Consider the following 26,977-nt stretch of genomic DNA (forward strand, 5'->3'; position numbering starts at 1 on the left):
GTCAAGGCTTGTGTCGGGCACAAGGCGGGGTCTAGATAGCGCGAAAGCGCATTTGGCAAAGGAACCCCGCAATGACGACTTCCCCCGAATTTCATGACCGCATGCTTTCGCTGGGCCTTGCCCGCGTATCGGAAGCCGCAGCGCTGGCATCTGCCAAACTGGTCGGGCGTGGTGACGAAAAGGCGGCGGATCAGGCCGCTGTAGATGCGATGCGCACGCAGTTGAACATGCTGGATATTGCGGGACGTGTCGTCATTGGCGAAGGTGAACGGGATGAAGCGCCGATGCTGTATATCGGCGAGGAGGTGGGCAACGGAAATGGTCCCGAAGTGGATATTGCGCTGGACCCGCTGGAAGGCACGACCCTGACAGCCAAGGATTTCCCCAACGCACTGACCGTTATCGCCATGGCCCCGCGCGGCACAATGCTGCATGCCCCCGATGTCTATATGGACAAGCTGGCAATCGGTCCGGGCTATGCGCCCGACACTGTGACCATGGACATGACCCCGTCAGAACGCGTGCGTGCCTTGGCCAAGGCCAAAGGCTGCGCGCCCTCGGATATTTCCGTTTGCGTTCTGGAACGCCCCCGCCATGAAGATATGATCGCTGATCTGCGGTCCACGGGGGCTGCCATCCGCTTGATCATGGACGGGGATGTGGCCGGTGTGATCCATTGTGCCGAAACCCAGATCACGGGCATTGATATGTATATGGGATCTGGCGGCGCGCCAGAGGGCGTGCTGGCCGCTGCGGCATTGAAATGCATGGGCGGGCAGATCTATGGCAGGCTGCTGTTCCGCAACGAGGATGAAACCGCCCGCGCGCGCCGCGCAGGAATCGAGGATCTGGACAAGGTCTATACCCGTGACGAAATGGTGACGGGGGATGTTATCTTTGCGGCAACAGGCGTGACCGACGGGTCCATCGTCAAGGGCATCCGTACCGAACCGGGCTGGGTGACCACAGACACATTGCTGATGCGTTCGAAAACCGGATCGGTGCGGCGCATGAGCTATCGCACGCCGATCTGAACCAGACAGGGTGGGGGCGCTGCCCCCACACCCCCGGAGTATTTTGGACAAGATGAAACCAGACCAGAACACGGCCTTGTTGTTGATCGACTTTCAGAAGGGGTTTTCCGCGCCAGTTTGGGGGGCGCGCAACAATCCTGACGCCGAAGCGCGCGCAAGCTGTCTGCTGGAGGCATGGCGCGAGGCTGGCGCGCCTGTTGTTCATGTCCGGCATCTGAGCCTTCAGCCTGCAAGCCCGTTGACAGGCGAGGGCGCTGAATGGATCGCGGATCTTGCCCCGCGCACCCAAGAGGCCGTGTTTGAAAAGCATGTCAATTCGGCCTTTATCGGGACGGGGTTGCAGGACTGGCTGCACCGCCATGAAATCGGTGCGCTGGTCGTTGCGGGCCTGACGACACCGCATTGTGTATCCACGACCTGCCGGATGGCTGCCAATCTGGGGTTTCAGGTGACGTTGTCGCATGATGCCTGTGCGGCGTTTGACAGCAATGCAGACACCGGTTGGTGCCCTGACGCGCCCGCCGCGTCTGCACAGCAGGTCCATGACATGGCTGTGTCCCATCTGCATGGAGAATTCGTGACCGCGCGATCCGTGCACGCGGTTCTGTGCAATGACTGATGCGCCAGCATTTCTTGGGGTCGCGCGTTCGGCCACAGGGCGGCGCTGGGTCGGACCGGATGCCGCCTGCGACCGGCTGGCAGAAACGATAGCCCAAGGCAGCCGCCTGCCGCGCGCGGTATGTGCGGTTCTTGCGCGGGCTGGCGTGGCACCGGATCAGGCCGAGCGCTACCTGACACCAACGCTGCGCGAGGATTTGCCGGACCCGCGCAGCCTGCTGGATATGGAGCCAGCCGCCGCGCGTTTCTTGCAGGCGGTTCTGGGGCGCGAACGAATAGCCATTTTCGCGGATTACGATGTGGATGGCGGTGCATCGGCGGCATTGCTGATTTGCTGGCTAAGGGAGATGGGGCACCGCGCGACACTTTATATTCCCGACCGTATCGAGGAAGGCTATGGCCCGAACGAGGCGGCAATGGCCGAACTGGCAGCGGTGCATGAGCTGATTATATGCGTCGATTGTGGCACGCTTAGTCATGGCCCGATTGCAGCTGCACAGGCCGCAGATGTCATTGTTCTGGATCACCATCTGGGGGGCGAAACCCTGCCATCCGCTGTGGCCGTCGTGAACCCCAACCGGCAGGATGAAACCGCTGATCTGGGCCATCTTTGTGCTGCGGCTGTGGTATTCCTGATGCTTGTTGAAAGCAACCGGCGCCTGCGCGAGGGGGGCAAGGCCGGACCTGACCTGATGGGCATGCTGGATCTGGTCGCGCTGGCGACCGTGGCCGATGTGGCCCCGCTGATCGGGGTGAATCGGGCCTTCGTTCGGCAGGGGTTGCGGGTCATGGCAGATCGCAAGCGCGCAGGGCTGCGGGCCCTGTCTGATATTGCGCGGCTGGACACAGCGCCAAAGGCCTATCATCTGGGGTTTGTTCTGGGGCCGCGCGTCAATGCGGGCGGGCGGATCGGGGCGGCGGATCTGGGCGCACGGCTTCTGGCCACGGATGACCCGCATGAAGCCACCGCCCTGGCCGAGAAGCTGGAAGCCCTGAACGCCGAGCGGCGCGAGATCGAAGCGCATGTGCGATCTGCCGCGTTGGCGCAGGCCGAATCGCGCGGGCTGGACGGTCCGCTTGTCTGGGCCGCGCAGGAAGGTTGGCACCCCGGTGTGATCGGCATTGCCGCCGCGCGCCTGAAAGAGGCCACAGACCGCCCCGCCATTGTTATCGCGTTGGATGGCGAGACTGGAAAAGGGTCGGGCCGGTCCGTTCCGGGCATTGACCTGGGCGCGGCAATCCAGCGGCTGGCGCATGAGGGGCTGTTGCTGAAAGGGGGCGGGCATAAGATGGCGGCCGGCCTGACAGTGACGCGCGCCAATCTGGACCATGCGATGACGCGACTGGCCGAGTTGCTGGCCCGGCAGGGGGCCGCAGACAGGCCTGTATCGGGCCTGAAGCTGGATGGCTTGATGATGCCCGCGGCGGTCACGCCCGAACTGATCGAGCAACTGGACAGGGCAGGACCGTTTGGCGCCAGCATGCGTGCGCCACGTTTTGCCTTTGCAAACATGACCATAAGGTCCACGCGCCCGATGGGGGAGTCGCATCTGCGGCTCCGCTTCGGCGGGGATCATGGGCCTGCACTGGATGCTGTCGCATTTCGTGCATTTGAAACGGAACTTGGCGCCGTTCTGATGCAATCGCAGGGGCGCAGCCTGCATCTGGCAGGGCAAATAGAGATCAACCACTGGGGCGGACGCCAGACCCCCCAACTGCGTCTGGAAGATGCCGCAATACCAGATGCAGGACCGAATTAAAAAACTGACCGTTTCATGTCTGATTCTGTAAGAAAACCACTTGCGCTACCCGCGCGCTTTGCCTAAACAGCGCCTCACCACCCAGTGGCCCGTTCGTCTATCGGTTAGGACGCCAGGTTTTCAACCTGGAAAGAGGGGTTCGATTCCCCTACGGGCTGCCACTTAATCATTATTTTCCTTTCGATTAAGTGGGTTACGGATAGATTTGTCCAACCCGTTTCTGAGGTTGGACAAGGTTTGTTCTGGATTTGCTCCAGAAAGCCTGGAAAGCCCGCTATCAGTGAGCCGCCCTCGATCCGCCTTACGCGTATAGGTTGCCGTCTCTTTCGGGGTTGCGTGCGCAAGGAATGACATGATTTCAAATTCAAGGCCGCCGAGGAACTGAACGCCAATCCCGCACAGGCCGCCGAGAACGCGGCCCCCTTCGTCGAGCGCGCAGCGCCCATGCTGGCGCAGGCCATTCCCTTCGCCAATATCAATGTGTTGGCGGCCCATGTTGCGCGGACAGAGATCGAGGCACTGTATCAGGCGCTGATTGCGGCAGATGCGGGTATCATTGGCGGCGCGTTGCCGGATGATGGGCTTTATGCCGTCTGATGCAAGCCTGACCGCGCGGCGGGCAGAATGGGCCGAGATGCTGCCCATTCTGGCCGCACGCGCGGCCCTGCGGTTTGGCCCGCCGACCTTGGGGATCGCGTTGTTTCTCGCCGCATGGCAGGCCGCGCATTGGCATTACGGGGCGTTCATCCTGCCGTCACCGTGGCAAACCCTGCTGGCCGTCTGGGCCACGCTGTCCAGTGCCAGCGGCTGGGCGGCGCTGGGGGCTACCGTCAGTCGGGTCGGGCTGGCGCTTGGCCTGTCGGGGTTGATTGGCGGTGGGCTGGGGTTGGTCGCGGGCTATCTGTGGCTGATCCGCGCGTCCTTGGCCCCAGTGGCCACGATCCTGCTGGGCATGCCCGCGACGGCCTGGGTGATCCTGACGATGATCTGGTTCGGTCCCTCGCATGGGGCAATCCTGTTCACCATCGCCATCGTGATCGGCCCGATCCTGTATATCGGCACGGTGGACGCGGTGCTGACCCGCGACCGGCGGCTGGAGGATATGGCGGCGAGTTTCGGCGCGTCCCGCTGGGCGCGTTTCCGCACCATCGCCTTGCGGCAAATCCTGTCCAGCCTTGGCCCGGTCTTTGGCATCGCGCTTGCGCTGGGATTCAAGGTGGCGATCATGGCGGAACTGGTGACGAATGTTGCCGGGCTTGGCGCGCAGATGGCACGGGCGCGGGCGCATATGGATATTGACCTCGCTCTGGCCAATGTCGCCTTGGCGGTTGCAGGGCTGGTCATCATCGAACATCTGGTGATCCGCCCGTTTCAGACGCGGCTGGGGCAATGGAAACGGGGCGCGGCATGAGCGGGCTGACACTGGCGACGATCAGCCACAGCTTCAGTGCGCGGCGCGTGCTGGACACGGTTTCGCTGGTCATTCGTCCCGGCGAACTGGTGGCGCTGGTCGGCCCTTCAGGCTGCGGCAAGAGCACGCTGGCGGCGATTGCCGCTGGCATAGTGAAACCCGATCAAGGCCGCATCCTGCGCCAGTATCAGCGCCATGGCATGGTGTTCCAGCAATCGCGCCTGCTGCCCTGGGCCAACGCACGCGACAATATCGCCTATCCGCTGACGCTTGGCACATTGCCCCGCGCGCAGATCACCGAACGCACTGACGCGGCCGCGCAAGCCGTGGCGCTTCTGCCCGATGATCTGGACAAACTGCCCGTGCAACTCTCGGGCGGCATGCGCGCCCGCGTGGCCATTGCCCGCGCGCTGGTGGTGGAACCCGAGTTCCTGATTTTTGATGAACCTTTCGCCGCCCTTGACCCCGCCTTGCGCCGCCGGATGCAGGATCTGGTCCTGTCACTGGCCAAGGCACGCGGCTTTGGCGGGCTGTTCATCACCCATGACTTGCACGAGGCCGCGCGCCTGTCGCACCGCATTGCAGTCATGGACCGGCAGGGCAGGGGCATCTTGGGTAGCCTGACCCCGCCCGGCACACCCGGTGCGCGCAGCGAAGCGCAGATATTCGACTTCACCCAAGAGGCACGCAATCACCCCTTGCTGCATGATCTGCTCAATGTCGATGAACGCGCCGTCACGCTCGATTGCGCCTGCGACACACTGGGGTTTCAACGCTGCTGTTGAGGAAAGCCTGGCGGTGAAGAAGCGGCGGTTTTGGACGCTACCCGACAGATAAGTGTTTTCTGGGCTGAAACGACGATCAGTGTTCCGCAAAGCAGAATATCTGCGTGTGAAAGGGCATGACATGAACGAGTTGGTGACAATCCCACGCGAAGAATATGACCGCTTGCGGGCGGCGGCGGAAGATCTCGCTGATGCGCAAAGCAACGACCGCACCAAGGCTCCGTCGCAGCACTGTGCGCCTTTGCTCATCCTCTTTCGGTTCGTCTGGATGACCTTACCGATCAGGCCCGGCCCATTGCGGGAAAGGGTGATGCGCGTCATCTTCCGGTGCCGGACCCCGAGGGCGAGGTTGCGCCTGATCACAGGTGCTTGATCCAATGGCGGAACCAAAGTAACACCATAACATGAATATGCTCCGGACCTTTTCGAATCGTCTGACCGCTGCGCTTCTCGCGCTGGCGCTGATGGTGCTTGGGTTTGGTCATCAACATGCCCCTGCCTTGCCTGCCGATCCCATGCTGGCCGCCTATATCCAGATGGGCGGCGAACTGGATGATCTTTGCGTCACGCAAGACGGCCCGCAGGGCATGGCCGAGGATTGTCCTGTCTGCACGCTGGCGCAGATCATGGCTCTGGGTGCGGATGCGCCTGACGCAGGCGTTGCCCTGCGCATCGCAATGCTGGACCTGCCCGCCGCAGGCCATTTGCTGGAGCACGCGCATAACTCACGCGGCCCGCCTGCACGCGGCCCGCCGCTGTTTCTTGTCTGATCGCTGAAACCCGGTGGCGCTTGCGCTGCCGGTGACACCCATATCATTCAAGAAAGACACATCATGCGTATCCTCGCTCTTGCGGCCATGACCGCACTCGCCACGCCCGCGCTGGCCGACCAACCCGTCACCATCAATTTCGCCGCCGAAATGGCAGGCACCCCCTTCACCTGCGCGCAGGCCTATGACGGCATCGGCGTGACCGAGTCCACGGTCGAGGTCGCCGATTTCCGCGTCTTCGTCACCAATGCCCGGCTGATCGGCGCAGATGGCGCCGAGACCCCCATCGCGCTGGATCAGGACGGTATCTGGCAGCTGGACAATGTCGCGCTGCTGGATTTCGAGGACGCGACCGGCACCTGCGTCAATGGCACGCCCGACATGAACACCACGCTGCGCGGCACAGTGCCCGCAGGGGAATATACTGGTCTGGCCTTCGATATCGGCGTGCCGTTCGAATTGAACCACGGCGACCCCACGCTGGCCGCGTCGCCCCTGAACCTGACCGCGATGTTCTGGAACTGGCAGGGCGGCTACAAGTTCATCAAGGTCGAACTGTCCTCGACCGGCCTGCCCGTCACCCATGACGCCAATCGCGGCTGGGCGCTGCATCTGGGCGCGACCGGCTGCGCATCCGAGGCGCGGACCGTCGCGCCGGAAGCCGAATGCGCCAATCCGAACCTTGTGGATGTGCGTTTCGACAGTTTCGATCCCGCTGCCGACACTGTCTTCTTCGACGTGGCCCCGGTGCTGGCCGAGGCCAATGTGGATATGAACACCCCCGAAACCAGCCCCGGCTGCATGTCCTTCCTGAATGACGACGACTGCGTGCCCGTGATGTCGCGCCTCGGCCTGCCTTTCCGCGACATCGCGGCGGGCGAGCAGCTTTTCGCAACGATGCGCTAAGCCCATGCGCGCCGTGGCCTTGGCTGCGGCGCTGAGCGGGGCGGCAAGCGCGGGACTGGCCTATGACTGGGCCATTCCCGACTGGCTGCCGCCCCCGCCAGTGCCCGGCGATATTGTGATGAGCGATGCTCTGGTCGATCTGGGCCGGCATCTGTTCTACGACCAGCGGCTGTCCGTCGATGGCTCGATGTCCTGCGCATCCTGCCATGAACAGGCGCGCGCCTTCACCGACGGGCGCGCGGTGTCGGTCGGCGTGACGGGGCAGGCAGGCGGGTTCAACGCACCGAGCCTTGCCAATGTGGGCTATCTTCCCACGCTGACCTGGGCCAATCCGATGGTGGACAGTCTGGAATTTCACGCGCTGATCCCGCTTTTTGGCGAGGATCCGGTGGAAATGGGCAATGCCGGGCAGGAGCAGGCGCTTTTTGCGCGGCTGATAGAGGATGCGCATTATCAGGATGCGTTTGCTAGCGCCTTCCCCGACCGCCCGCAGGCTGACCTGTTTACCATCACCCGCGCGCTTGGCGCGTTCCAGCGGACGCTGATTTCCGTGGGCAGCCCCTATGATGCCTTTGTCTATGGCGGCGACCGCACGGCCATGTCCGACGCGGCCCTGCGCGGGATGGATCTGTTCTTCGACCATCGGCTGGAGTGTTATCACTGCCATCTGGGCCTGAACTTCACCAACAACCTCGTCACCTCGCGCAGCGCCATGCCCGAGACGGGGTTTCACAACACGGGCCTTGGCGCCTCGGTCGGGATGGAGGAGTTCACCCTGGACCCGCGCGACCGGGGCCGCGTGCGCACCCCGTCGCTGCGCAATGTCGCCGTGACCGCGCCCTATATGCATGACGGGCGGTTCCAGACGCTGGAACAGGTCATCCGCCACTATGCAGCGGGCGGCGAGGCTGCGCGACTGGGCACGCCTGATCCGCTGCGCGATCCGCTGATTATCGGATTTCAGATCTCTGACGCGGAAATCGCCGATCTGACCGCCTTTCTGCAAAGCCTGACGGATGAGGATTTCCTTGCCGATCCGGCCTTCGCGAACCCCTGGCCAGAGGGACATCTGGCCAATGGCGGGATTGCTGTCCTGCCCGAGAACGATCCTTCATGAAACGGGAGAGAAACACCATGAAGACGACCCTGATGACCCTTGCCGCCCTGGCCCTTTCGGCCCCTGCGGCCTTTGCCCATGCCACGCTGGAGCAAAGCGAAGTCACCCATAATGTCCGCGAGCGCATGGTCGTGCGCATCCCGCATGGTTGCGGCGACGAGGCAACGTTGCGCGTGCGCGTGGCCATTCCTGACGGCATCAATGCCGTGCAGCCCATGGTCAAGGCCGGTTGGGATCTGAGCGTGGTCACTGGCCCGCTGGCCGAACCCTATCACAGCCACGGCACCGAGATCACCGAGGGCGTGCGCGAGATCATCTGGGAAGGCGAATTGCCGTCCGAATTCTACGACGAATTCGTCTTCCGCGCGCGGTTCACCGAAGCCCTGCCTGCGGGCGAATTGGTCCATATTCCGGTCGTGCAGGAATGCGCCAATGGTGCGGAACGCTGGATCGAAATTCCTGCGGACGGACAATCGGCTGGCGATCTGGCCTATCCGGCCCCGGCCGTGATGGTTCTGCCTGCTGCCGATCACGGGCATAGCCACGGCCATTCGCACAGTCATTCCCACGGCCATAGCCACGGGAATTAAGCAATAGCGGCAGGGCCGGGGTTTTCGGAGGCGTCCCTTCCCCGACATGTTGGTCGCAATTTCGAACCGCAAAAGCCTGTCAACTTTTGCTGAAATTGCTTCTGCCTGCCGTTTGTCGCGGAGTGTTCAGTTCCCGTTCACTGCGCATCACTTCCTGCCGGGTGCGGTTTCCCGGCCCGGCGGGCTTTTTCAGGATACATGATGCTGCGCGTGCTTGTCATCTTCTTCGTTTCGCTGATCCTGCCGATGCAGGCGCTGGCCCATGCGCAGTTGCGCGGGGCAGAGCCTGCTGCTGGCACTATAATCGACGTTGCGCCGCAAGAAATCATTTTGACGTTCAACGAACCCATCGCCCCCTTGCAGGCGCGGCTCTTCGGCCCGGATGGCGCGGCGACAGATGTCGAGGCCCGCGCCCTAGGCCCCGATCTGATCATCACTGCCCCGGATGGGCTGGCAGAGGGCACGCATGCGCTGTCATGGCGCGTGGTGTCGGATGATGGCCACCCGGTCGGCGGCACGCATGTGTTTTCCATTGGCTTCGAGACCGGCGCACCCGAAGCCGCGCCCGAGGCCCTGCCATTGCCCGCCGCCGTCGCGCGTGGCGCGCTGACCTTGGCGCTGGTCATCGGCGTCGGCGGCATGGTCTGGGCGGTGCTTTCGCAAACGCCCGCGCCGCGCGTAGCGGCTGCCGCGCTCTGGTCTGTGCCGCTCGCGTCCCTTGCGGTGCTGGGCGGGCAGGCGATGGACCTGACAGGCGACGGGGTGGCGGCGCTCGCCCGCATGGACGCTTGGGCCATGGCCGCAAACAGCCCCTTCGGGATTGCCGCAGGGCTTGCCGTGTTCGCAGGCGTGCTGGCCATGACGGGCCACCGCCTGCCCGTGCTGCTGGCTTGGGTGCTGGCGGCGCTGTCCTTCGCCTCGGCGGGTCACGCAGCGCGGGCAGAACCTGTGGCCCTGATGGCCCCGCTGGTCTTTGCCCATGCACTCGCGCTGATCTTCTGGGCGGGGGCGCTTCCGGGGCTGATCGTGGCCTTGCGTCGCCCGGATACAGAGGCGCTGATGCTGCGCTTCTCGCGCCTTGCCGTGCCGATGGTGGCGCTGCTGGTCCTGTCAGGCGCGGCGCTGGCATGGCGGCAGATCGAAACGCTGGATGCCCTGACCAGCACCGCCTATGGCTGGGTGTTCCTTGCCAAAATGGCGGTGTTTGCCTGTATTCTGGTGCTGGCCGCATGGCACAAGCTGCGCCTGACACCGATGCTGGCCAGCAATGGCGCATTGGCACGGCTTCGCTTCAACCGCTCGCTGCGGCTGGAACTGGGACTGATGCTGGCGCTGCTGGTCCTGACCGCCGCCTTTCGCCTGACACCGCCACCGCGCGCGATGGCCGATCTGCCGGAAAGCCACGTTGAGGTGCATCTGCACGGGCGCGAGAGCATGGCCGATATCGCCCTGATCCCCGGCAGGCCGGGGCAGAACCGCGTTGAAATCATCCCGCTGGACGGCGATTTCCAGCCCTTCACGCCGCTGGAAGTGACGCTGTTCTTCGCCAAACCCGAAGAGGGGCTGGAACGCATCGAGCTGCGCGCGACTATGGACGCTGATGGTCTCTGGACCGCTGGTCCTGTCCATCTGCCGCAGGGCGGCACATGGGATGTGGTGGCCGATGTCCTGATCACCGATTTCCGAAAGGAACTGATCGGCGGCGAGATGCAGTTGCTGCCATGAATGTTATAAGATAACGCACTCTCATGACAGATATCGCTGCACCCGCCACCGCTATGCCCCGCCGCTTCGAGATGCCCGCTCTGGGCGCGCTGTTTGCCCTGTCGGGCGCGGCGGCGCTGATCTATCAGGTGCTGTGGGTGCGGGAATTGGGGCTGTTATTCGGGTCCACCGCACAGGCGGCGGCGCTGACGATTGCGATTTTCTTCGCGGGCATCGCGCTGGGGGGCTGGTTGTTCGGGCGCATCTCGGCGCGGCTGGCGCGGCCCTTGCGCGCTTTTGGTCTGGTCGAGATTGGCGTGGCGGCGACCGCGCTGGGGCATTTTCTGGTCGCGGATGTGTATTTCCGACTCTACCCGACGCTCTTTGCACTGGTTGGCGGCAATCCGGTTCTGGAAACCGCGCTGAAAGCCTTGGTCGCGGCGACGATCCTGCTGCCCTCGGCCATTCTGATGGGCGGCACGCTACCCCTGATGGGCCAGCATGTCATTCGCGCGCGTGACAGCCTTGGGCGGATGGGGTCCGCGCTTTATGCGCTCAACACCGCAGGCGGGGCGATGGGGGCGCTGGCCGCGGGGTTCTTCCTGCCCATGTGGCTGGGGTTTTCGGGGGCCTATCTGCTGGCTGTCGGGTTTGATCTGTTTGTGGGCCTGTCGGCCATCATCATCGCTCGGCGTGCCTTGCCGATGGTCACTGAGCCACGCCCCGCCCGCGCCGCGATCCCCGCGCGGCTATGGGTCATCGCCTTCGCCTCTGGCTTTGCCACCCTCGCAGTCGAAGTCATCTGGACGCGCGCCTTCGCGCAGGTGCTGCAAAACTCGGTCTATACCTATGCGCTGGTGCTGACGGTGTTTCTGCTGGCGCTGTCACTGGGCGCGGCGCTGGCCAATGCGCTGAACCGGCTGTCACTGCGCCCTGAAACCGTGCTGACAGGCCTATTGCTGGCCTCTTGCGCCGTCATCGCCGCCACCCCGCATCTGTTCCACCATCTGACAGGCGGCTTGGGATATCTTGGCGGGCGCGCAGATTTCGCGGGCTATGTCTGGGAGGTCGGGCGCGTGGCGCTCCTCACCATGCTAATCCCCGGCACGATCCTCGGGGCCGTGTTGCCCTATCTGCTGCGCCTGATGGAAGGGGGCGGTGCAGCGGGCGCAGTGCTGGGTCGGCTGATCGCGGTCAATACCACAGGCGCGATATTCGGCGCGCTGGCGGGGGGCTTTGTGCTGCTGCCACTGGTCGGCATGTGGAAAGGGCTGTGGCTGATGGGCGCGGTCTATGCGGGCTTAGTGTTGGCGCTCTGGCAGCCCACCGACGGCTGGGCCGCGCGGATCACGCGGTTTGCAGCGCTGGCGGGGGCTGTCATCCTGCTTGTGGGTCAGACGGGGCTGGACTCGACCCGCCTGAACCGGGGCGAGGAATTGCTGGCCTTTCGCGAAGGCCCCTCCGCCCATGTCGCCGCCGTCCAGCGCGGCGATGCGAAATTCATCCGCGTCAACAATTTCTACACGCTGGGCGGGTCCGGCGCGCTGGTGCCCGAACGCAACCAGACCATGATCCCGCTGCTGAGCCATCCCGCCCCGCGCGAGATTTTCTTCCTCGGCATGGGCACGGGCATTTCGGCAGGCGCAGGGCTGTTTGCGAACCCCGACCGCGTGACGGTCTGCGAGTTGCTGCCCGATGTGGTGGATTTCGCGGAAGCGTGGTTCCAGCCCTACACCAACGGCTTGTTCACCGACCCGCGCGTGACCATCCACCGCGAGGATGGGCGCCAATGCCTCGCCCGCTCCCCCGCCACATATGACATGATCATCGCCGATCTGTTCACGCCGTGGCGTGCAGGCGTGGGCAATGTCTATACGGTCGAACACTACCGCCTTGCGGCCAGCCGCCTGAACGCGGGCGGGGCCTATGTGCAATGGATGCCGCTGTATCAGGTGTCGCGCCGCGAATTCGAGATCATCGCCAACACAATGGCGCAGGCTTTCCCCGAGGTGACGCTTTGGCGCGGTGATCTCTATCCCGAACGCTCGATCCTGGCGCTGGTGGGCCGTAACGACCCCGCCCCGCTGGACCCTGCCACGCTGGCCGCCCAATGGCGCGCCATGACGGGCGAGGATACGCCCGATGAGGTGCTGATTGACCGCGCCCTGAAATTCTACGCGGGCAATGCCGCATCCGGCCTGTTCGCGCATGCGCCCGTCAACACGGATGACCACCCCTTGATCGAATATCTGGCCCCGCGCACCCATCGCGCCGTGATCGCAGGGACCGCGCAATGGCTGACCGGCTTTGAGCGGGACCGGCTTTACGCCGGTCTGTTGGACGCCCTGCCGCCCGAGGATGACCCGCATCTTGCACGACTGTCGCCAGCGCAGCGCGCCCTGCCGCGCGCGGGTGCGATCTATGCCGAGTGGCGGGGCCTGCGCAGCCGCAACGACCTGCGCGCAGGTGCCCTGTGGCAGGATTTCATCGCCCTGACCCCGCCCCATGCCCGCAACCCCGACAGCCCCGCCGGACAGGTCGCAACCGGCGGCATGGCATTCGGGGATGCGATGAACTGATCTTGCGAGCGCAAGGCGCCCTCCGGAGTTTTAGGAGACTGGTCAAAGCTCACTGCAGAACCGGGCGTAATGAACGTCCGCAATCATTCGATTCTGCGTATTCTATGCCAAGCTGTCCCCATGCCGCAAACCGCTGATGCTGTTGAAAAAATCTTTGTTGCAGTGCGGCAAGTCCCCTGATTCACTCGATTATGAGGGGATTGGAGGATTTCGTCATGACGGGCACCCAAACGGCACCGGCAGCTTTCATCGCCTCCTGACGTGCTTCCTCAGCCTTTTGTGCAGCAGTCAGCGCAGCGTTGCGTTCAGCGCGCAGTCTATCGAGTTCCTGCTGAAGCTGAGCAGTCGGATCGGACGGCGGCAGCGGCGGAACAAACGGACCTGTTGAAAAGTTCCGGTTAGATGTGCTGGCGCGCACATGCCATACCCCAAGCTGCACGCAGATCTTAAGGCAAGCAAGTGCCTCGCGGTGGTCACCCTTTCCATCATGTACCGCGACATTCCCGCGCTTGCGGCTACCTGCAATAGATTTCCTGTACCCTACTGCGCACCCCCCGAATCTTAGCCCGGATTCCCGGCCCAAGCCGAAACGCTTTAAAGGTCGGCTTGCAGGTCACCAGGATTACGCAGGTTTTCACATAGAATAGAAATAAATCTCTCAGATGCCGGCGACAATGTCCGCCCCCGACGCGTAATCACGGCAGCAGGGCGCGTGACCACAGGGTCTACCAGCGGGCGCCAGACCAGATCCGGGTCACGCACGGCACGCGCCAGATGCTCGGGGAAAATGCAAAGGCCCATCCCGCAGGATGCCAGCCAGGACGCGCTGTATAAAAATCCGATTTCATTGGCCACCCGCAGCTTTCCGCCCACATCCTGCAAGGTGCGTTCGACCAGTTCGCGCACGCCATAGTCGCGCCGCGAAACGATCAGTGGTTCATCACTCAGGGCTTTCCATGGTACATGATCGCGTTGGGCCAGCGGGTGGTCACGGGGACAGACCAGAAAAAGCGGGTCGTCATGCAAGATGATGCGGTCAAATTCGGTCATGTCAACAGGGGGGGTGCCGATGCCGAAATCGGCCTTTTCGTCACGGATGGTAGAGTAGAACTGGTTGGGCGCGCAATCGTCCAGAATGAGCCGGACTGCCGGATAGGTTGCACGAAACCTGCGCACTGTGTCGGGCAACAACGCGATGCCGGTTGCGGGCGTTGCCGCGACACGGATCTGCCCCCGTTCCAGCCCGTCCAGATCGCTGATAATGGACCCCAGCGTTTCCAGATCGCCCAACATGCGTTCGACAATGCCGATGATTTGCTCAATGGCAGGCGTTGGTGCCAGCGATCTGGTTGTGCGATCAAACAGGCGCGTGCCAAGTGCGGATTCTGCCTGACTTAACAGGACGCTGACGGCGGATTGGGTCACGTTCATGCGGTCCGCCGCAATGGCAATGCGCCGGCTTGCATAGACCGCGGACACTGCGCGAAGCTGGCGAAGTGTCAGATGATGGACGGCCATTTTATTCATAACCTTACTTAATTAATTATTGTGAATCTTTCATAACACTTCACAAGAAATGCGTATAGTCTTGTTCTGCGCGATGCCCTCAGGAGGAGGGGGTACGCCGCACTTCGCACAGGGAGGACCACATGATCGGACGCATTTTAGCCGTGGGGCTGGCTGTTGCCGCCGTCACTGGAATGGGCACAACCGCGCAGGCACAGCGCATCACCATCGGCACCAACCCACAAGGAACGCTGTACTATACTGTCGGAAGCGGGATTGCAGCAGCATTGCAGGAAAACCTGGGTCGCCAGGCGACGGTCCAGCCGTTCACCGGATCATCGGTCTACATTCCGTTGATCGCCGAGGATGAAGTTACACTCGGCCTGAATTCATCCATCGATGTCGGTGGGTGGTATCGTGGCGAGTTCGAGAATGAACCCTATACACAATTGCGCGTATTGGCGCGGCTGTGGCCCCTGCGCCAAGCGTTCATGGTCCGCAATGACAGTGGTATGCAGGACGTATCCGATCTGGCTGGCAAGCGCGTGGTTACCACAGTGTCAGGGCAGGCCGCGACAGGCAGGGTGAATCAGGCCGTGCTGCAAGCCGGTGGCGTGGCGCTGGATCAGGTCGAGAATGTGACCATTTCGGGCATGCCCGCAGGCGTCGACGGGCTGGTGGAAGGCAATCTTGATGCCCATGGGATCGCTGTTGGAATTCCACTGACACAGCAAGCGCACGCCACCATTCCCGGCGGCATTCGCTATCTATCGATCACAGGGCCTGATGCAACAGATGAAACAATCGGGGACATTTATCCGGGTGTATATCTGTTGCAGGTGGACCCGTCACCGCGCCTGCCAGAGGTGACCGAGCCTGTCGTCGTTGCCGCATATGATGTGTTCCTGACTGCAAGCGCCAACCTGCCGGATGATCAGGTTCAGGCCATACTCGGCGCGCTGTATGACGCCCTGCCGCAACTGGTCAGCGATTATCCCGCGATGGCGGGCGCGCAACAGGAGCTGATGACAAGCCCCACGAACACAATCCCGTTTCATTCTGCGGCGGTTGAATTCTACCGCGAGAAAGGACTCTGGTCGGACGAAAACGCACAGCGCGACGCGTCCATCGACTAAACTTGAAAATGGAAACCCGGTATCGGGTTTCCATATCCGTTTCGTTCCAGTCCATCCGGTTACTGCCATAAGCTGCCTTGCGCTGCTTGCATGACCATGTCTGCACCCGAACCCGAGAGCCTGAATATATGAAGCCTGTCTATGTTACCGCCGCAATTCCGGTGCTTGGCCTGCTATGGTTGCTTGATGTGCCACGCAGACTGGGTTTCGTTTTGCTGACGGAACAATACCTTGCGGTTATTCTTGGTGTGACGGTCTTCGTGGCAATCGTTCTGCGCCCCTTGCCAGGATTGCTGCGCTGGCCTGATCTGGTGTTAGGGGTGCTGGCCTGCGCCAGTTGGGTCTGGCTTGCATGGAACTATGAAGCCTGGCTGCTGACTGCAACCAGCCGCGGGCCGGAAAAATGGGTGCCCGCCTTGATCGCGGTCGCCGCCACCATAGAGGTGACACGCCGCCATTGCGGCAATGTCCTTGCCGTGCTTGCACTTGGGTTTACGGCCTACGGCTTCTGGGGCTGGATGGCGCCGGGCCTGTTCGAGGGGGCCTATCTGCGACCAGCGCGATACCTGCTGTATTTGTATAACGATACAAACGGGATACCGGGCCTTGTGCTGAATGTGGGGGCCACGCAAATTCTGGGCTTCATCATTTTCGGGGCCGTGCTGAACGCTGTTGGCGGCAGTCAGGCCCTGACCGGGCTGGCGCTGGCGACAATGGGGCACCGTCGCGGCGGGCCGGCGAAGGTGGCGATCCTGTCGTCCTCACTGTTTGGTACATTGTCCGGGTCCACCGTTGCCAATGTCATGTCGACGGGCACAGTCACAATTCCAATGATGAAGAAGGCAGGCTTTCCTGCACGCCATGCCGGGGCGATTGAGGCGGTGGCATCAAATGGCGGGCAGATCGCGCCACCCGTCATGGGCGCAACCGCGTTTGTCATCGCCGAGTTTTTGCAAGTGGCCTATGTTGACGTGATCATGGCGGCACTGCTGCCCGCGGCCTTCTATTACTACCTGCTATATCGTCAGGTGGACCGCTATGCCGCAGCAAACGGCATCGCGGGCGAGCCGCGCGAAAACCTGCCAAAGCTGCGCAATGCGCTGTTGGGCGCGTGGCCGCTGCTGGCCCCCCTTGGGGTGTTGGTGTGGTTCCTGTTCGTGCTGGGCTATTCGCCGGGCAAGGCCGCGCTTTACAGTGCGGGGGCCGCTGTTGCGCTGTATCTGGTTACCGCGCCGCGCGGGGCATCGCGCCTTGCGCTGCTGGGGCAGGCACTGGTCAACAGCGGGTCGATGCTGGTTCCTGTGCTGCTGGTTTGCGCGGTGGCAGGCATTATCGTGGGCACAATAAATGTCACGGGTCTGGGTTTCGCGCTGACATTGGCCTTGGGGCGCATCGCCGAGTTGGGCGGCTTGCCCGCGCTGCTGCTGATGACCGCGCTCTTGTCGATTATTCTGGGCGTAGGAATGCCTACAACGGGGGTTTACGTCATCGTTTCGGTGCTGTTGGCGCCTGCGCTGGTGCGCTTTGGCGTGACGGAAATGTCTGCGCATCTGTTCATCTTCTACTTCGGATTGCTGTCCATGCTGACACCGCCTGTGGCGATCGCCTCTTATGCGGCGGCCAGTGTTGCGGGTGCTGACATGTGGTCCACAGGGGTAACCGGCATCAAGCTGGCATTGATGGCCTATCTGCTGCCCTTTGTCTTTGCGGTGAATCCGGCGTTGTTGATGGATGGCAGCTGGGTCGAAATTTCGGTGTCCTGTCTGACCATATTGGTTGCGGGCCATCTGCTGGCGGAAATCCTGGCCAACAAACGCGCCTATGGCGGTGGCTGGCCGCGCCGCGCGGTGGCCATGCTTGCCCTAAGCATAGGCGGCCTGACGACAGTTTTCCCGCCGGATTCTTTCATTGTCCTGACATTGGCACTGGTTGCGGTGCCTGTGGCCTGGACACTCTCGCGCCTTGCCGGCGCCCCACTTCCCGCGCGTCATGCGCGGGCGCAAACGGAGCCTTCGAATGACTGACCGCTACCCCCCGATGCCACCGCGCAAACCGGCACCGCCCTACAAGCGCATCGCCGCAGAAGAAGCGTGGCTGCCGCCTGAAATCATGAACCTGTATCTGAAAGGGCTGGAAGACGGGTCAATCACCGACCCCGGCTTTCGCAGCCTTTGGGGGTTCTTCGGGTCCAGCACCACCGAAAAGGCGCGTGCGCATTCCCGCCGTATCCAGACCCTAGGCGCAGATCGCATTGCCGATATGGATGCGTCGGGCATTGATATGCAGGTGGTTGCCCTGTCTGCCCCCGGTGTTCAGGTGTTTGACCCCAAGACAGCAAGCGCGCTGGCGCGCAGTGCCAATGACCAGCTTGCCGAAGGGATTGCTGCCAATCCCGACCGCTTTGTCGGGCTAGCTGCATTCAGCCCCCTTGATATTGGCGAGGCCGAGCGCGAACTGGAACGCGGTGTAACCAAGCTGGGCCTGCGCGGTGGCATTCTGAATTCTCACACGCTGGGAACATATCTGGACGATGAACGCTATTGGGGCCTGTTTGAAGCAGCCGAAGCCCTGGATGTTCCCATCTACCTGCACCCCAACACCCCCAGCCCGCAAATGATCGAACCGTTCCTGAATCGCGGGCTGGATGCCGCGGTTTACGGGTTTGCCTGTGAAACCGGCCTGCATGCCTTGCGTCTGGTCGTGTCGGGGTTGTTCGACAAGTTCCCGAAGCTGCAGATCATTCTGGGCCATTGCGGCGAGGCCCTGCCTTACTGGCTGTATCGCATCGACTACATGCATGGGCATATTTCCGTGACGGGCCGCTACCCTGATGTCAAACCCCTGAAGCGGCGCGCATGGGACTATCTGATGGATAACTTTTACTATACATCCAGTGGCATCGGCTGGGCCCCGCCCATTGAATATGTGCAGAAGGTGATCGGGATGGACCGCATGCTGTATGCAATGGATTACCCATGGCAGTTTGTGCCAGATGAGGTTGGCGCGCTGGATGCGATGAATATCGGCGATGAAGGGCTGAAAATGTTCTTCGAGGATAACGCGAGACGGGTTTTCAAAATCTGACCCAGCGCAACTCCGCTTTTCGCCCGTATCTGGCGGTTTAGGCCGCCAGATAACTTTGTCATGTGGACAGGGTGCTGATCTGTCTGGACCCGTTGCTTTGACCACCTTCCCACGCACACTGCCACGGATGCCGACCTGCCTCATCAAACGCGTCGTCGTGCATTGCGCCATGCCCCGGCTGCGCGAGGCTGCAGCGCGACTTTCATCACGAATGGACCACGCCCAAATCCACCACCGCCCGCGAGGCGCTGGACCGTATCGGCGCGCATCACGACATGGAGCGCGAGATCATTGGTCAGACCGCCGATATCCGACTTGCGGCGACAGTTCTTGATCCGGATCAGCTGCGGCTAGACCATGCTGGAAACAGGTCACCGGATTCGGCGCGCGCTTCATAGACGCCCCTTGCAATGGCGCGTGACAGGCATGTTGCTGCAATGGCCCCTAACTGGGCAAGTGTGCTTGCCCGATCGTCCCGAACCGGCACATGTCCGGTAGAGACCGCGAAAACCAGATCCCCGTCGAATGGTGTATGTGCCGGAACGATGGCCCGCGCGATGCCATCATGGGCGGCAATAGCAAGGCGATGGCACTCTGCCTTGGTCAATGCGGCATCTGTGGCAATGATCGCAAGTGTCGTGTTTTGTTGCGAGCGTGCCTTTCCGGTAACCTTGTGGCCGAAAATCCTGCCGCTATGCCCGCCGCGAGGGTCGGACCCAAGGCCGCCAAACTCGCCTTCTTGCTCAAATGGTGCCGCCCAGAAATGCCGGCTATGTTCAGGGCACACCGAACCGACAGGGTTGACGGCAACGAGTGCGCCGATGGTAAAATCGGCAAGTTGGGCAGAAGCGGACCCAAGTCCGCCCTTGACCGTTCCGGTCAGCGCGCCGTGCCCGGCGCCTTCGGTCCCGATCCGAAACATATGATCAGCGTTCCGGAAGGCTGTGCGTCCCAGATCCCGATACGGGTTTTCTGCCCAGCCCTTGTCACCACCATTCAAAAGGTCAAACAGAATTGCCCCGGGCACGATCGGAACCCGCGCATCGCCCGCACGAAAGCCGCGACCGGCAGATCGCAACCCATCTGACACCCCGCTGCAGGCATCCAGCCCGAATGCCGAGCCTCCGGAAAGCACCAGCGCGTCAATGTCTTCAACAAGTTTGTCCGGGGCAAGCAAGTCTGTTTCGCGGGTTCCGGGCGCGCCGCCCATGACATGTACCGAACAGACAAACGGCTCCGGCGCGGTAAGAACCGTTACACCCGACTTCAGCACCTCATCGCTGGCATTGCCCACCAGTATGCCGCGCACATCGGTTATCAGGTTCAGTTTGTTGGCTGCCATGCGTTATCATGGTCAGGGTGATCGCTGTCTTGCAATATCTCTTTGTAACACCGGTGCATTTTGTGGCCATTAGGCTCCAGACTCATTGATATTCAAAGCCAGAAGAGGACAGTTGCGGCGAGCGCGACGGCTGAGAGGAACACCTTCGGCCATCTGTCATGAGCCGTGTTGCGATGCGTCGCCAACCCTTCAGCCGTCCGAACCTGATCTCGATCCGGTTACGCCGATTGTAGCGCCGTTTGTCGTATTTCACGGTCGTCTTTCGCGCTTTGCGGTCAGGGATGCAGGGCTTTATCTCCTTGTCTTTCAACGTATCTCTGAACCAATCAGCCTGCCTCGATCATCAACGCGATGCTTGCCATGGCTCTCGGGGAAGAAGGGCTCAAGACGCTCCATCTGGTTCAGCGGGAAAACAGTCCCTCGCACTGTTTTCTGATCCGCTTCACTCACTCAGCCAGAAAAGATCGCTCATTGATCGGTCTCCTTACGCAGCGTGAATCACGCCGCAAGGCTGAAATCAATGGGCCTTAAGCCTAGGTCGGGCATGCACATGCAACAAGCGCTTGCCCGAAAGCAAGGCTGCCGTCATTCGCTGGAAGCCTTTGATGGGTCAACACATGCGCCCCGTGCAAGGCCCGTGACATATAGTCCAGCAAAACGACATTCTGGAAACAGCCGCCTGTCAGCACCACAGCCGTTGCGCGGCCGTCATCCAGCAACTGGTGTGCGCGGGCGGCAAAGCAGTCTGCCAATGTTGCGTGAAACCGCGCCGCGATCAGGTCTTTTGCGGCACCGGCCTTCAGGTCGGCGCAGATACCGGCAAAAAGTGGTGCGATCCGGATTTCAGGCGCGTTTCCCGTCGCATAGGGCTTGGCTGTTCTATGGACCGCCGCCAGCGTTTCCAGTGCCATTGCCGCCTGCGCTTCATGGCTTTGGCGGGGCGGGCAGACCCCCAGAACGGCCGCGACCGCGTCAAATAACCGGCCCGCGGAACTGGACAGCGGGGCATTCAGCCCAGACGCGCAGGCCTGACGAACCAGCGCGCGCGGGGCATCCGGGAACAGGGTGTCGGCCATCTGCGCCAGCCCCGCCGCATCCAGCCGCACAAGCGCGTTGCGCCACGGCTCTCGCTGGGCGGCATCGCCGCCTGCAAGGGGCGCGGGCTGCAGCCATGCGACGCGCTCGAACCCTGCATAGTCGCCCAACAGCAATTCGCCGCCCCACAGCGTGCCATCCGGTCCCAGCCCCAGCCCGTCCAGCACGATTGCGGCCACCTTCCCGCCGTCACGCGGCCAGCCATTCTCGCCCAGACAGGCGGCAAGATGGGCGTGGTGGTGATAAACGCTTGTGACCCCAAGCCCCATGGCGCGGCCCGCTTGCGTGGCGCGAAACCCCTCATGCGCATCGACCGCGATTTTCTGGGGCCGGTGTTCGAATAGCGCTGAATAATCGGCAAGTGCCGTTTCATATTCGTCCCATGTCAGCGCATCATCCAGATCCCCCAGATGATGCGACAGCAGGGCTTCGCCGTCGCGCGTCAGGCAAAATGCCCCCTTCATCTGTCCGCCCATGGCCAGAACCTGCGGGGTATCTTCAAACCCCTTGGGCAAGGGGAATGTGTTGGGCGCGCGCCCCCGTGCATGGCGCAGGATCATGGGGCCGTTGCGGGTTTCGCGTTCGACGGAATCATCCAGCCTGCGGGCAATGTCGCGGTTATGCATCACGAAACCATCTGCGAATTGCGCCAGTTTCATGCGTGCATCGGCGTTGCTGATCACCTGCGGTTCGCCCGACAGGTTGCCCGATGTCATGACCAAAGGAGCCTTGAACGCATCCATCAACATATGATGCAGCGGCGTATAAGGCAGCATCCAGCCCAGTGTTGGAATGTCGGGCGCGATCAAGGCTGCCAGATGGTCGTGCCCTGTGCGTTCCAGCACAACGATCGGGGCTGCGGCGTCTTGTAGGCGGTCGCGTTCGGCCGGTGTGATGGCGCAACTTGCTGCGATCATGTCCAGCGTGCCCATAAGGGCGAAGGGTTTGGCGGGACGGTTTTTGCGGGCGCGCAACAACGCAACGGCTGTGTCCGAGCGCGCATCGCAGGCCAGATGGAACCCGCCCAGCCCCTTGATTGCCAGAATGTCACCGGCGTGCAACGCCGTGGCCGCCAGGGCGATGGCATTGCCCTGAACCTTGTTGCCACCGCGTTCAAACCACAATTGCGGCCCGCAATCGGGGCAGGCTATGGGTTGGGCATGAAACCGGCGGTCTGCGGGGTTGCTGTATTCGGCGGCGCAAGCGCGGCATATCGTAAACCCCGCCATCGTTGTCTGCGCGCGGTCATAGGGCAGGCGGCGCAGGATCGAAAAGCGCGGGCCGCAATGCGTGCAATTGGTGAACGCATAGCCAAAGCGCCGCGCCTGCGGGTCACGGATTTCGGCCAGACAGGCAGGGCAGGTGGCGGCATCGGGCGTCACGCGGGTGCGCACGGCCCCGCCTGCGCTGGCGCGGATGTCGAACCCGACGGGCAAATCAGCTCCCTGCAAGGGTTCAACCTCAAGGGCATCGACGCGCGCCAGTGGCGGGGCCTCAGATCGCAGCGCGGCCAGAAATGCGGGCATTTCCGTGCCCTGTGCTTCAATCAAGACCCCGCTTGCGTCATTCAGGACCCAGCCATTCAGTCCCAGCCGTCGCGCCAATACCCAAACAAAAGGCCGGAAGCCGACACCTTGCACCTGACCTTTGATCCTGATCCTGCATATTTGCGTCATTGTCTTGTTTTCTTGCTGACACCTTGCGGCGGGCGCGGCGCCAAGCCCGCAGCAAAGGGGGGCTGCACGCCTGATCCGGCGGTTTCAATGCACAGTGCAGACCATACACGGATCGAAGCTGCGTACAATATGCTGCACTGACAGCGGCGTCTCCTCTTCGGGCATAATTCTGGCCCCGACAAGCGCTGCCTCCAGCGGGCCGGGCACATCAGATGCATCACGCGGGCTGAAATTCCATGTTGTCGGCGCGATGATCTGATAAGACGCAATCCGCCCCCCTTCGATACGCAGCCAATGCCCCAGCGCGCCACGCGCGGCCTCGACCAGACCTGTGCCTTCGCCTTGTGCGGGCAACTCGGCGTGCGACATGAACTGCGCGGACGGGTCAATCGATTGCGCCATATCCTCCATCAGCAGTTGCGTGCGGGCGATTTCCAGCAGCCGCGCCCCCACCCGCGCCAGCACGCCGCCCCCCCTTGCGGCAAGATCCCGCGCCAGCGGGTGGCCGTCGATAACCTGACGCGCCAGCGCGCCGCATTCCATGGGCTGACCCGACAGGCGCGGGGCCTTGCACCAGCTATAGGCGGATGCGCGCATATCCTCGTCCGGTTCTGTCATGCCGCGGGCGGGGTGGGCGGGGGCGCCCAGCATCCATGCATGGCTGACATCCTCGCGGATCGTGTCCAGTGCCACATCTGCCAGCGCGCCGTCCTGCCACACGCCGCGCGCGAAGCCGTGGCCACCTGGCATTGGATAGGCCCCGAAACTCAGATACCGCCCCGCACCGGTTCCCATTTGCGCAAGCTCCAGACTGTCGGCTGCGCGCAGAAACAACCCTGCATCGCCGGCCTGCCAGTCCAGCAGCGCATCCTGCAAGGGCAGGTCGATAAACGCTTCCAGCGGCGCGCCGAACAGGTCGCGTTCCAGAAACCGGCGAAAGCTGCGCAAGCTGGACAGAATGCGCATGCGTTCGGCGGCGGTGGGCGTGCGGGTTACACCGCCGGGCTGGATCGCCAGCGTATGCGGCCATTTGCCCGCCATCAGCCCAAGAATATGCATCAGGCTTGCGCGTGCCTCGATTGCGGCGCGGGCGCCGGACCCTTCCATTGCGGTGAAGCGCTGTAAAACCGCGTCGTGCCACTTATGGCCGTCATAGGCGGGGCGGGCAAAATCGGGCATGAAGAACAGATAGAAATGCGTCAGGTGATCGCAGACATTTTCAACCGCGTGGATCAGCGCCGCCATGTTTTCGCCTTGTGGGGTAGGGCGCAGGCCCATCGCGCCCCCCAGTGCCCGCGCGGCAGCGGCAGACTGGCTGATCGAGCAGATGCCACAGATGCGCGGTGTGATGGTCAGCGCATCATGCGGGTCGCGCCCTTCCAGCATACGTTCAAACCCGCGATAGAGTGGCGCATTCACCCTTGCACCGGCCACAGCCCCGTCACGGATGTCCAGATGCACCTCCAGATCGCCCTCGACACGGTTGAAGGGGCCGACCACAAGTTTTGCGTTGCTCATGGGCGGGGCTTTCTTAATGTGGGGGGCACATTCACACGGTCCGATACGGCATTGCGGGCAATGCGTTCGGGGGTTGCGGCCTTGGACAGGGAGGCCAGCGCCATGAACCACGCTTTGGGCATATCCGTGGGCAGGCCCACCGGAATGCCCGCAATCTTGGGGGTCTGGGTGAAGGCATGGCGCGGGTTCTCGAATTCAGGCGCGGTGCAGTTGATGCAGGGATACCCGCCCGAAGTGCAAGACCCCGATCCGTTCCATGGCCGGATATTGCAATCACCCACCGCCTGCGTCCCGACACAGCCCAGATGCTCCATCATGCAGCCCATGTCGGACAAGTCGCGCGCGCTGGCCTTGTATTCGTAAAATTCATTCTTGGGGCAGCCATGATGCACAAGGTGGTCTGCAAAGAAACGCGGGCGGGCATAGCCATCAAGGTCCTGGCCGTGCAGCGCGCCCGCCGACAGCAGCATCAGCGTTTCCAGCACCCAGCCCGGATGTGTCGGGCAACCGGCCACATTAATGACCGGCAGGCCCGTCTGGTCTTGAAAATCCGGTGCCAGCAGGCCGCCGATGTGACTGCCCTCATACTGAATGCCAACCGCGTCTGACGGGTTGTCGCCTGCCGTTGTCACGCCGCCAAATGCCGCGCAACTGCCGACCGCAACCACATGGCGCGCGCGCGGTGCCAGCATTTGCACCCAATGCATCATGGAATGGCCTGTGCCCGTCAGCATCTGGTAGCGCCCTGTGCCGCGCGGCCCGCGCGCAATGGCGCCTTCTATGCACAGCAGATCAAGGGCAATTTCGCCTTGCGTGATCCGCTCCAGCAGGGCGCGCACCTCGGCGCCCGTGCCGACACTAAGCGCGGGGTGCCAAAGGACAGTGATCCCCGCATCCGCCAGCGTGTCGAACACATTGGGGTTTTCCGCGCATAGCAGCGACATGGTGCACCCGCCACAGCCCGATGCCTGAAGCCACAGCAGGTTCATGCATCCCCCGCATCGGCGGCAAGCGGCAGTTCCAGCCGGAAACAGGCCCCGTTCGTCTGTTGCGGGCAATGCCGCAGCGTGCCGCCATGTTCCTGTGCAATCTTGTGGCTGATGGACAGGCCCAGACCCGTTCCCTTGCCGACGGGTTTGGTCGTGAAAAAAGGGTCAAAGACCATCGCGGCCATATCGGGGGCAATGCCCGGCCCGTTATCGGTGACTTGCAGCACGGCCCCCCCGTTTTCTTCAGTGCAACTCACGACCACGCGCCCGTCTTGTTGCCCCTCCAGCACATCAAGCGCGTTCTGGACCAGGTTCATCACCACTTGCTGAATATGCCCCGCGCGCCCCTGCACGATCAGGCTTTCGCATCCTTCATGGACAAGATCAACGCCCTCGCTGCGCCCGCGCAGCACCCATTTCGTGGCGACGCGGCTGATTTCGACCAGATCGAAGGCTGCAATCTCGCCTGATCCGTCTGCCGACAGGCGGCGCAGGTCCGCCACGATGTCGCGCACCCGTTCGGCCCCCTCTCGGGCGCCGCGCACTGCTTCGCGCAGGTTGCGCAATTCGCGGTCAAGGCGCAACTCCTCGCGCAAGGCGATCAGTTCGGCGCGGCTTGCGCCTTCGGTCACACGGTCGAAATAGGTCTCGAACTTGGTGGCATAGCGTTCCAGCGCATGGGCATTGGCATAGACAAAGCTGATCGGGTTGTTCAATTCATGGGCAACACCCGCCAGCAGCCGCCCCAACGATGCCAGCTTTTCATTGCGCACAAGCTGGCCCTGCATGGCCTTCAATTCGTCATGGCTGTGCGCGAGTGCCTGATAGGCCTGCCTCAATTCGCCGACAGACCGTCCGGTCAGCACAAATCCCGCGACCCGCCCGCGATCATCGCGGCGTGGTGCGATGACCAGCTCATAGGGCATGGGGGCGGGCAGGGCGGCCAGTTCCAGTTCGATGGACACCGGCGCGCGGGTGATGCGGCAGTCGTCAAGCGCGGTTTGCAATGCGGCCGGATCGGTGAACAGGCTGGCCGTCTGGCGTCCCTGCAACGCTGATGCATCCTGCCCCATCCGCGACGAAAGGGATGCAGACACCTGTTCGATCGTGCCAAGCCGCGATGCCACGATCAACACATCCGAGACCGAGGCCAGAACCGATTCCAGAAAACCGCGCATGGACTGCAATTCGGAATTCTGCGACTCCAGCCGTTCCTGATAGGCGACCAGTTCCGCGTAATTACGATCCATCGCCGCGATCACGTCGGCCCATGTCTGGTCGGCAAGGCGCGTATCCAGATGCGCAACAAGCGGAGAGGTTGAGGCAAGTGGCGGCAAATCCGGTTCCATGACGGTAT

The 26,977-nt window shown here is 62.6% G+C and carries 22 protein-coding genes, 1 tRNA gene and 2 pseudogenes; 17 read left to right on the plus strand and 8 right to left on the minus strand.

From position 1 onward, the window contains the following. The first annotated feature begins 71 nt into the window (after window positions 1-71). The 14 genes from glpX to ACTIE1_RS09905 all read left to right on the plus strand — a co-directional run bounded on the left by glpX (window position 72) and on the right by ACTIE1_RS09905 (window position 13,274). Complete coding sequence (gene glpX, locus ACTIE1_RS09840) at window positions 72-1,034, plus strand: class II fructose-bisphosphatase (protein WP_439562508.1); 963 nt, start codon at window positions 72-74, stop codon at window positions 1,032-1,034. Window positions 1,035-1,086: 52 nt separating this feature from the next. Further along, the gene (locus ACTIE1_RS09845) at window positions 1,087-1,653 is read left to right on the plus strand and encodes a cysteine hydrolase family protein (RefSeq protein ID WP_439562507.1); all 567 of its coding nucleotides are present in this window, start codon (window positions 1,087-1,089) and stop codon (window positions 1,651-1,653) included. Further along, window positions 1,646-3,412: a single-stranded-DNA-specific exonuclease RecJ gene (gene recJ, locus ACTIE1_RS09850; RefSeq protein WP_439562506.1), complete on the plus strand. Its 1,767-nt coding sequence runs from the start codon at window positions 1,646-1,648 to the stop codon at window positions 3,410-3,412. The genes ACTIE1_RS09845 and recJ overlap by 8 nt, the downstream gene beginning before the upstream one ends. Window positions 3,413-3,498: 86 nt before the next feature. Beyond that, a tRNA-Glu gene (locus ACTIE1_RS09855) sits at window positions 3,499-3,573 on the plus strand. Window positions 3,574-3,856: 283 nt separating this feature from the next. Then, window positions 3,857-4,009, plus strand: coding sequence for a hypothetical protein (locus ACTIE1_RS09860; protein WP_439562505.1), 153 nt, complete (start codon window positions 3,857-3,859; stop codon window positions 4,007-4,009). Then, entirely contained in the window at window positions 3,999-4,823 is an 825-nt protein-coding gene (locus ACTIE1_RS09865; protein ID WP_439562504.1) for an ABC transporter permease, read from the plus strand. Before ACTIE1_RS09860 ends, ACTIE1_RS09865 begins: the two co-directional genes overlap by 11 nt. After that, window positions 4,820-5,608, plus strand: coding sequence for an ABC transporter ATP-binding protein (locus ACTIE1_RS09870; RefSeq protein WP_439563358.1), 789 nt, complete (start codon window positions 4,820-4,822; stop codon window positions 5,606-5,608). Before ACTIE1_RS09865 ends, ACTIE1_RS09870 begins: the two co-directional genes overlap by 4 nt. Before the next feature lie 121 nt (window positions 5,609-5,729). Next, window positions 5,730-5,981 carry a hypothetical protein gene (locus ACTIE1_RS09875; protein WP_439563359.1) on the plus strand — a complete coding sequence of 84 codons (252 nt, stop codon included), beginning with the start codon at window positions 5,730-5,732 and terminating at the stop codon, window positions 5,979-5,981. Between the two features lie 31 nt (window positions 5,982-6,012). Further along, on the plus strand, window positions 6,013-6,378 hold the full coding sequence (locus ACTIE1_RS09880; protein WP_439563360.1) for a hypothetical protein: 366 nt from the start codon (window positions 6,013-6,015) through the stop codon (window positions 6,376-6,378). Between the two features lie 63 nt (window positions 6,379-6,441). Beyond that, window positions 6,442-7,284 carry an MbnP family copper-binding protein gene (locus tag ACTIE1_RS09885; protein ID WP_439563361.1) on the plus strand — a complete coding sequence of 281 codons (843 nt, stop codon included), beginning with the start codon at window positions 6,442-6,444 and terminating at the stop codon, window positions 7,282-7,284. A 4-nt stretch (window positions 7,285-7,288) separates the two neighbouring features. After that, the gene (locus ACTIE1_RS09890; protein WP_439563362.1) at window positions 7,289-8,401 is read left to right on the plus strand and encodes an MbnH family di-heme enzyme; all 1,113 of its coding nucleotides are present in this window, start codon (window positions 7,289-7,291) and stop codon (window positions 8,399-8,401) included. Window positions 8,402-8,418: 17 nt separating this feature from the next. Further along, window positions 8,419-8,991, plus strand: a complete 573-nt coding sequence (locus tag ACTIE1_RS09895) for a YcnI family copper-binding membrane protein (RefSeq protein WP_439563363.1) — start codon at window positions 8,419-8,421, stop codon at window positions 8,989-8,991. A gap of 198 nt (window positions 8,992-9,189) precedes the next feature. After that, window positions 9,190-10,716 carry a copper resistance CopC/CopD family protein gene (locus ACTIE1_RS09900; RefSeq protein WP_439563364.1) on the plus strand — a complete coding sequence of 509 codons (1,527 nt, stop codon included), beginning with the start codon at window positions 9,190-9,192 and terminating at the stop codon, window positions 10,714-10,716. 23 nt (window positions 10,717-10,739) lie between these two features. Further along, complete coding sequence (locus tag ACTIE1_RS09905; protein WP_439563365.1) at window positions 10,740-13,274, plus strand: fused MFS/spermidine synthase; 2,535 nt, start codon at window positions 10,740-10,742, stop codon at window positions 13,272-13,274. A 594-nt stretch (window positions 13,275-13,868) separates the two neighbouring features. On the opposite strand, the gene ACTIE1_RS09910 is transcribed toward ACTIE1_RS09905, so the two are convergent. Further along, entirely contained in the window at window positions 13,869-14,792 is a 924-nt protein-coding gene (locus ACTIE1_RS09910) for a LysR family transcriptional regulator (RefSeq protein ID WP_439562496.1), read from the minus strand. A gap of 131 nt (window positions 14,793-14,923) precedes the next feature. On the opposite strand from ACTIE1_RS09910, the gene ACTIE1_RS09915 reads away from it, so the two are divergent. The 3 genes from ACTIE1_RS09915 (at window position 14,924) to ACTIE1_RS09925 (ending at window position 19,000) form a co-directional block, all read left to right on the plus strand. Beyond that, a complete protein-coding gene (locus tag ACTIE1_RS09915) occupies window positions 14,924-15,916 on the plus strand; it encodes a TAXI family TRAP transporter solute-binding subunit (RefSeq protein ID WP_439562495.1) in 993 nt (330 codons plus the stop codon). 128 nt (window positions 15,917-16,044) lie between these two features. Then, complete coding sequence (locus ACTIE1_RS09920; protein WP_439562494.1) at window positions 16,045-17,940, plus strand: TRAP transporter permease; 1,896 nt, start codon at window positions 16,045-16,047, stop codon at window positions 17,938-17,940. Next, window positions 17,933-19,000 carry an amidohydrolase family protein gene (locus tag ACTIE1_RS09925; RefSeq protein ID WP_439562493.1) on the plus strand — a complete coding sequence of 356 codons (1,068 nt, stop codon included), beginning with the start codon at window positions 17,933-17,935 and terminating at the stop codon, window positions 18,998-19,000. Before ACTIE1_RS09920 ends, ACTIE1_RS09925 begins: the two co-directional genes overlap by 8 nt. Before the next feature lie 27 nt (window positions 19,001-19,027). On the opposite strand, the pseudogene ACTIE1_RS09930 reads toward ACTIE1_RS09925, so the two are convergent. The 7 genes and pseudogenes from ACTIE1_RS09930 to ACTIE1_RS09960 all read right to left on the minus strand — a co-directional run. Further along, window positions 19,028-19,171 (minus strand): annotated as a pseudogene (locus ACTIE1_RS09930) (IS3 family transposase); the annotation flags it as partial. Window positions 19,172-19,340: 169 nt separating this feature from the next. Beyond that, window positions 19,341-20,342, minus strand: a complete 1,002-nt coding sequence (locus tag ACTIE1_RS09935; protein ID WP_439562492.1) for a P1 family peptidase — start codon at window positions 20,340-20,342, stop codon at window positions 19,341-19,343. Between the two features lie 92 nt (window positions 20,343-20,434). After that, window positions 20,435-20,673 (minus strand): annotated as a pseudogene (locus tag ACTIE1_RS09940) (transposase); the annotation flags it as partial. Between the two features lie 202 nt (window positions 20,674-20,875). After that, on the minus strand, window positions 20,876-23,113 hold the full coding sequence (gene hypF / locus ACTIE1_RS09945) for a carbamoyltransferase HypF (RefSeq protein WP_439562491.1): 2,238 nt from the start codon (window positions 23,111-23,113) through the stop codon (window positions 20,876-20,878). An 84-nt stretch (window positions 23,114-23,197) separates the two neighbouring features. After that, window positions 23,198-24,631, minus strand: coding sequence for a nickel-dependent hydrogenase large subunit (locus ACTIE1_RS09950; protein ID WP_439562490.1), 1,434 nt, complete (start codon window positions 24,629-24,631; stop codon window positions 23,198-23,200). Beyond that, entirely contained in the window at window positions 24,628-25,620 is a 993-nt protein-coding gene (locus ACTIE1_RS09955; protein ID WP_439562489.1) for a HupU protein, read from the minus strand. Before ACTIE1_RS09955 ends, ACTIE1_RS09950 begins: the two co-directional genes overlap by 4 nt. After that, complete coding sequence (locus ACTIE1_RS09960; RefSeq protein ID WP_439562533.1) at window positions 25,617-26,870, minus strand: sensor histidine kinase; 1,254 nt, start codon at window positions 26,868-26,870, stop codon at window positions 25,617-25,619. The genes ACTIE1_RS09955 and ACTIE1_RS09960 overlap by 4 nt, the downstream gene beginning before the upstream one ends. Window positions 26,871-26,977: the final 107 nt, after the last annotated feature.

Source organism: Roseinatronobacter sp., assembly GCF_051859525.1.
In the GTDB taxonomy this organism is placed as follows: domain Bacteria; phylum Pseudomonadota; class Alphaproteobacteria; order Rhodobacterales; family Rhodobacteraceae; genus Roseinatronobacter.

Excerpts from the sequence above, each read along its gene's own strand:
- glpX (WP_439562508.1), top strand. The coding sequence starts at position 72 with ATGACGACTTCCCCCGAATTTCATGACCGCATGCTTTCGCTGGGCCTT.
- ACTIE1_RS09845 (WP_439562507.1), top strand. The coding sequence starts at position 1,087 with ATGAAACCAGACCAGAACACGGCCTTGTTGTTGATCGACTTTCAGAAG.
- recJ (WP_439562506.1), top strand. The coding sequence starts at position 1,646 with ATGACTGATGCGCCAGCATTTCTTGGGGTCGCGCGTTCGGCCACAGGG.
- ACTIE1_RS09860 (WP_439562505.1), top strand. The coding sequence starts at position 3,857 with ATGCTGGCGCAGGCCATTCCCTTCGCCAATATCAATGTGTTGGCGGCC.
- ACTIE1_RS09865 (WP_439562504.1), top strand. The coding sequence starts at position 3,999 with ATGCCGTCTGATGCAAGCCTGACCGCGCGGCGGGCAGAATGGGCCGAG.
- ACTIE1_RS09870 (WP_439563358.1), top strand. The coding sequence starts at position 4,820 with ATGAGCGGGCTGACACTGGCGACGATCAGCCACAGCTTCAGTGCGCGG.
- ACTIE1_RS09875 (WP_439563359.1), top strand. The coding sequence starts at position 5,730 with ATGAACGAGTTGGTGACAATCCCACGCGAAGAATATGACCGCTTGCGG.
- ACTIE1_RS09880 (WP_439563360.1), top strand. The coding sequence starts at position 6,013 with ATGAATATGCTCCGGACCTTTTCGAATCGTCTGACCGCTGCGCTTCTC.
- ACTIE1_RS09885 (WP_439563361.1), top strand. The coding sequence starts at position 6,442 with ATGCGTATCCTCGCTCTTGCGGCCATGACCGCACTCGCCACGCCCGCG.
- ACTIE1_RS09890 (WP_439563362.1), top strand. The coding sequence starts at position 7,289 with ATGCGCGCCGTGGCCTTGGCTGCGGCGCTGAGCGGGGCGGCAAGCGCG.
- ACTIE1_RS09895 (WP_439563363.1), top strand. The coding sequence starts at position 8,419 with ATGAAGACGACCCTGATGACCCTTGCCGCCCTGGCCCTTTCGGCCCCT.
- ACTIE1_RS09900 (WP_439563364.1), top strand. The coding sequence starts at position 9,190 with ATGATGCTGCGCGTGCTTGTCATCTTCTTCGTTTCGCTGATCCTGCCG.
- ACTIE1_RS09905 (WP_439563365.1), top strand. The coding sequence starts at position 10,740 with ATGACAGATATCGCTGCACCCGCCACCGCTATGCCCCGCCGCTTCGAG.
- ACTIE1_RS09910 (WP_439562496.1), bottom strand. The coding sequence starts at position 14,792 with ATGGCCGTCCATCATCTGACACTTCGCCAGCTTCGCGCAGTGTCCGCG.
- ACTIE1_RS09915 (WP_439562495.1), top strand. The coding sequence starts at position 14,924 with ATGATCGGACGCATTTTAGCCGTGGGGCTGGCTGTTGCCGCCGTCACT.
- ACTIE1_RS09920 (WP_439562494.1), top strand. The coding sequence starts at position 16,045 with ATGAAGCCTGTCTATGTTACCGCCGCAATTCCGGTGCTTGGCCTGCTA.
- ACTIE1_RS09925 (WP_439562493.1), top strand. The coding sequence starts at position 17,933 with ATGACTGACCGCTACCCCCCGATGCCACCGCGCAAACCGGCACCGCCC.
- ACTIE1_RS09935 (WP_439562492.1), bottom strand. The coding sequence starts at position 20,342 with ATGGCAGCCAACAAACTGAACCTGATAACCGATGTGCGCGGCATACTG.
- hypF (WP_439562491.1), bottom strand. The coding sequence starts at position 23,113 with ATGACGCAAATATGCAGGATCAGGATCAAAGGTCAGGTGCAAGGTGTC.
- ACTIE1_RS09950 (WP_439562490.1), bottom strand. The coding sequence starts at position 24,631 with ATGAGCAACGCAAAACTTGTGGTCGGCCCCTTCAACCGTGTCGAGGGC.
- ACTIE1_RS09955 (WP_439562489.1), bottom strand. The coding sequence starts at position 25,620 with ATGAACCTGCTGTGGCTTCAGGCATCGGGCTGTGGCGGGTGCACCATG.
- ACTIE1_RS09960 (WP_439562533.1), bottom strand. The coding sequence starts at position 26,870 with ATGGATCGTAATTACGCGGAACTGGTCGCCTATCAGGAACGGCTGGAG.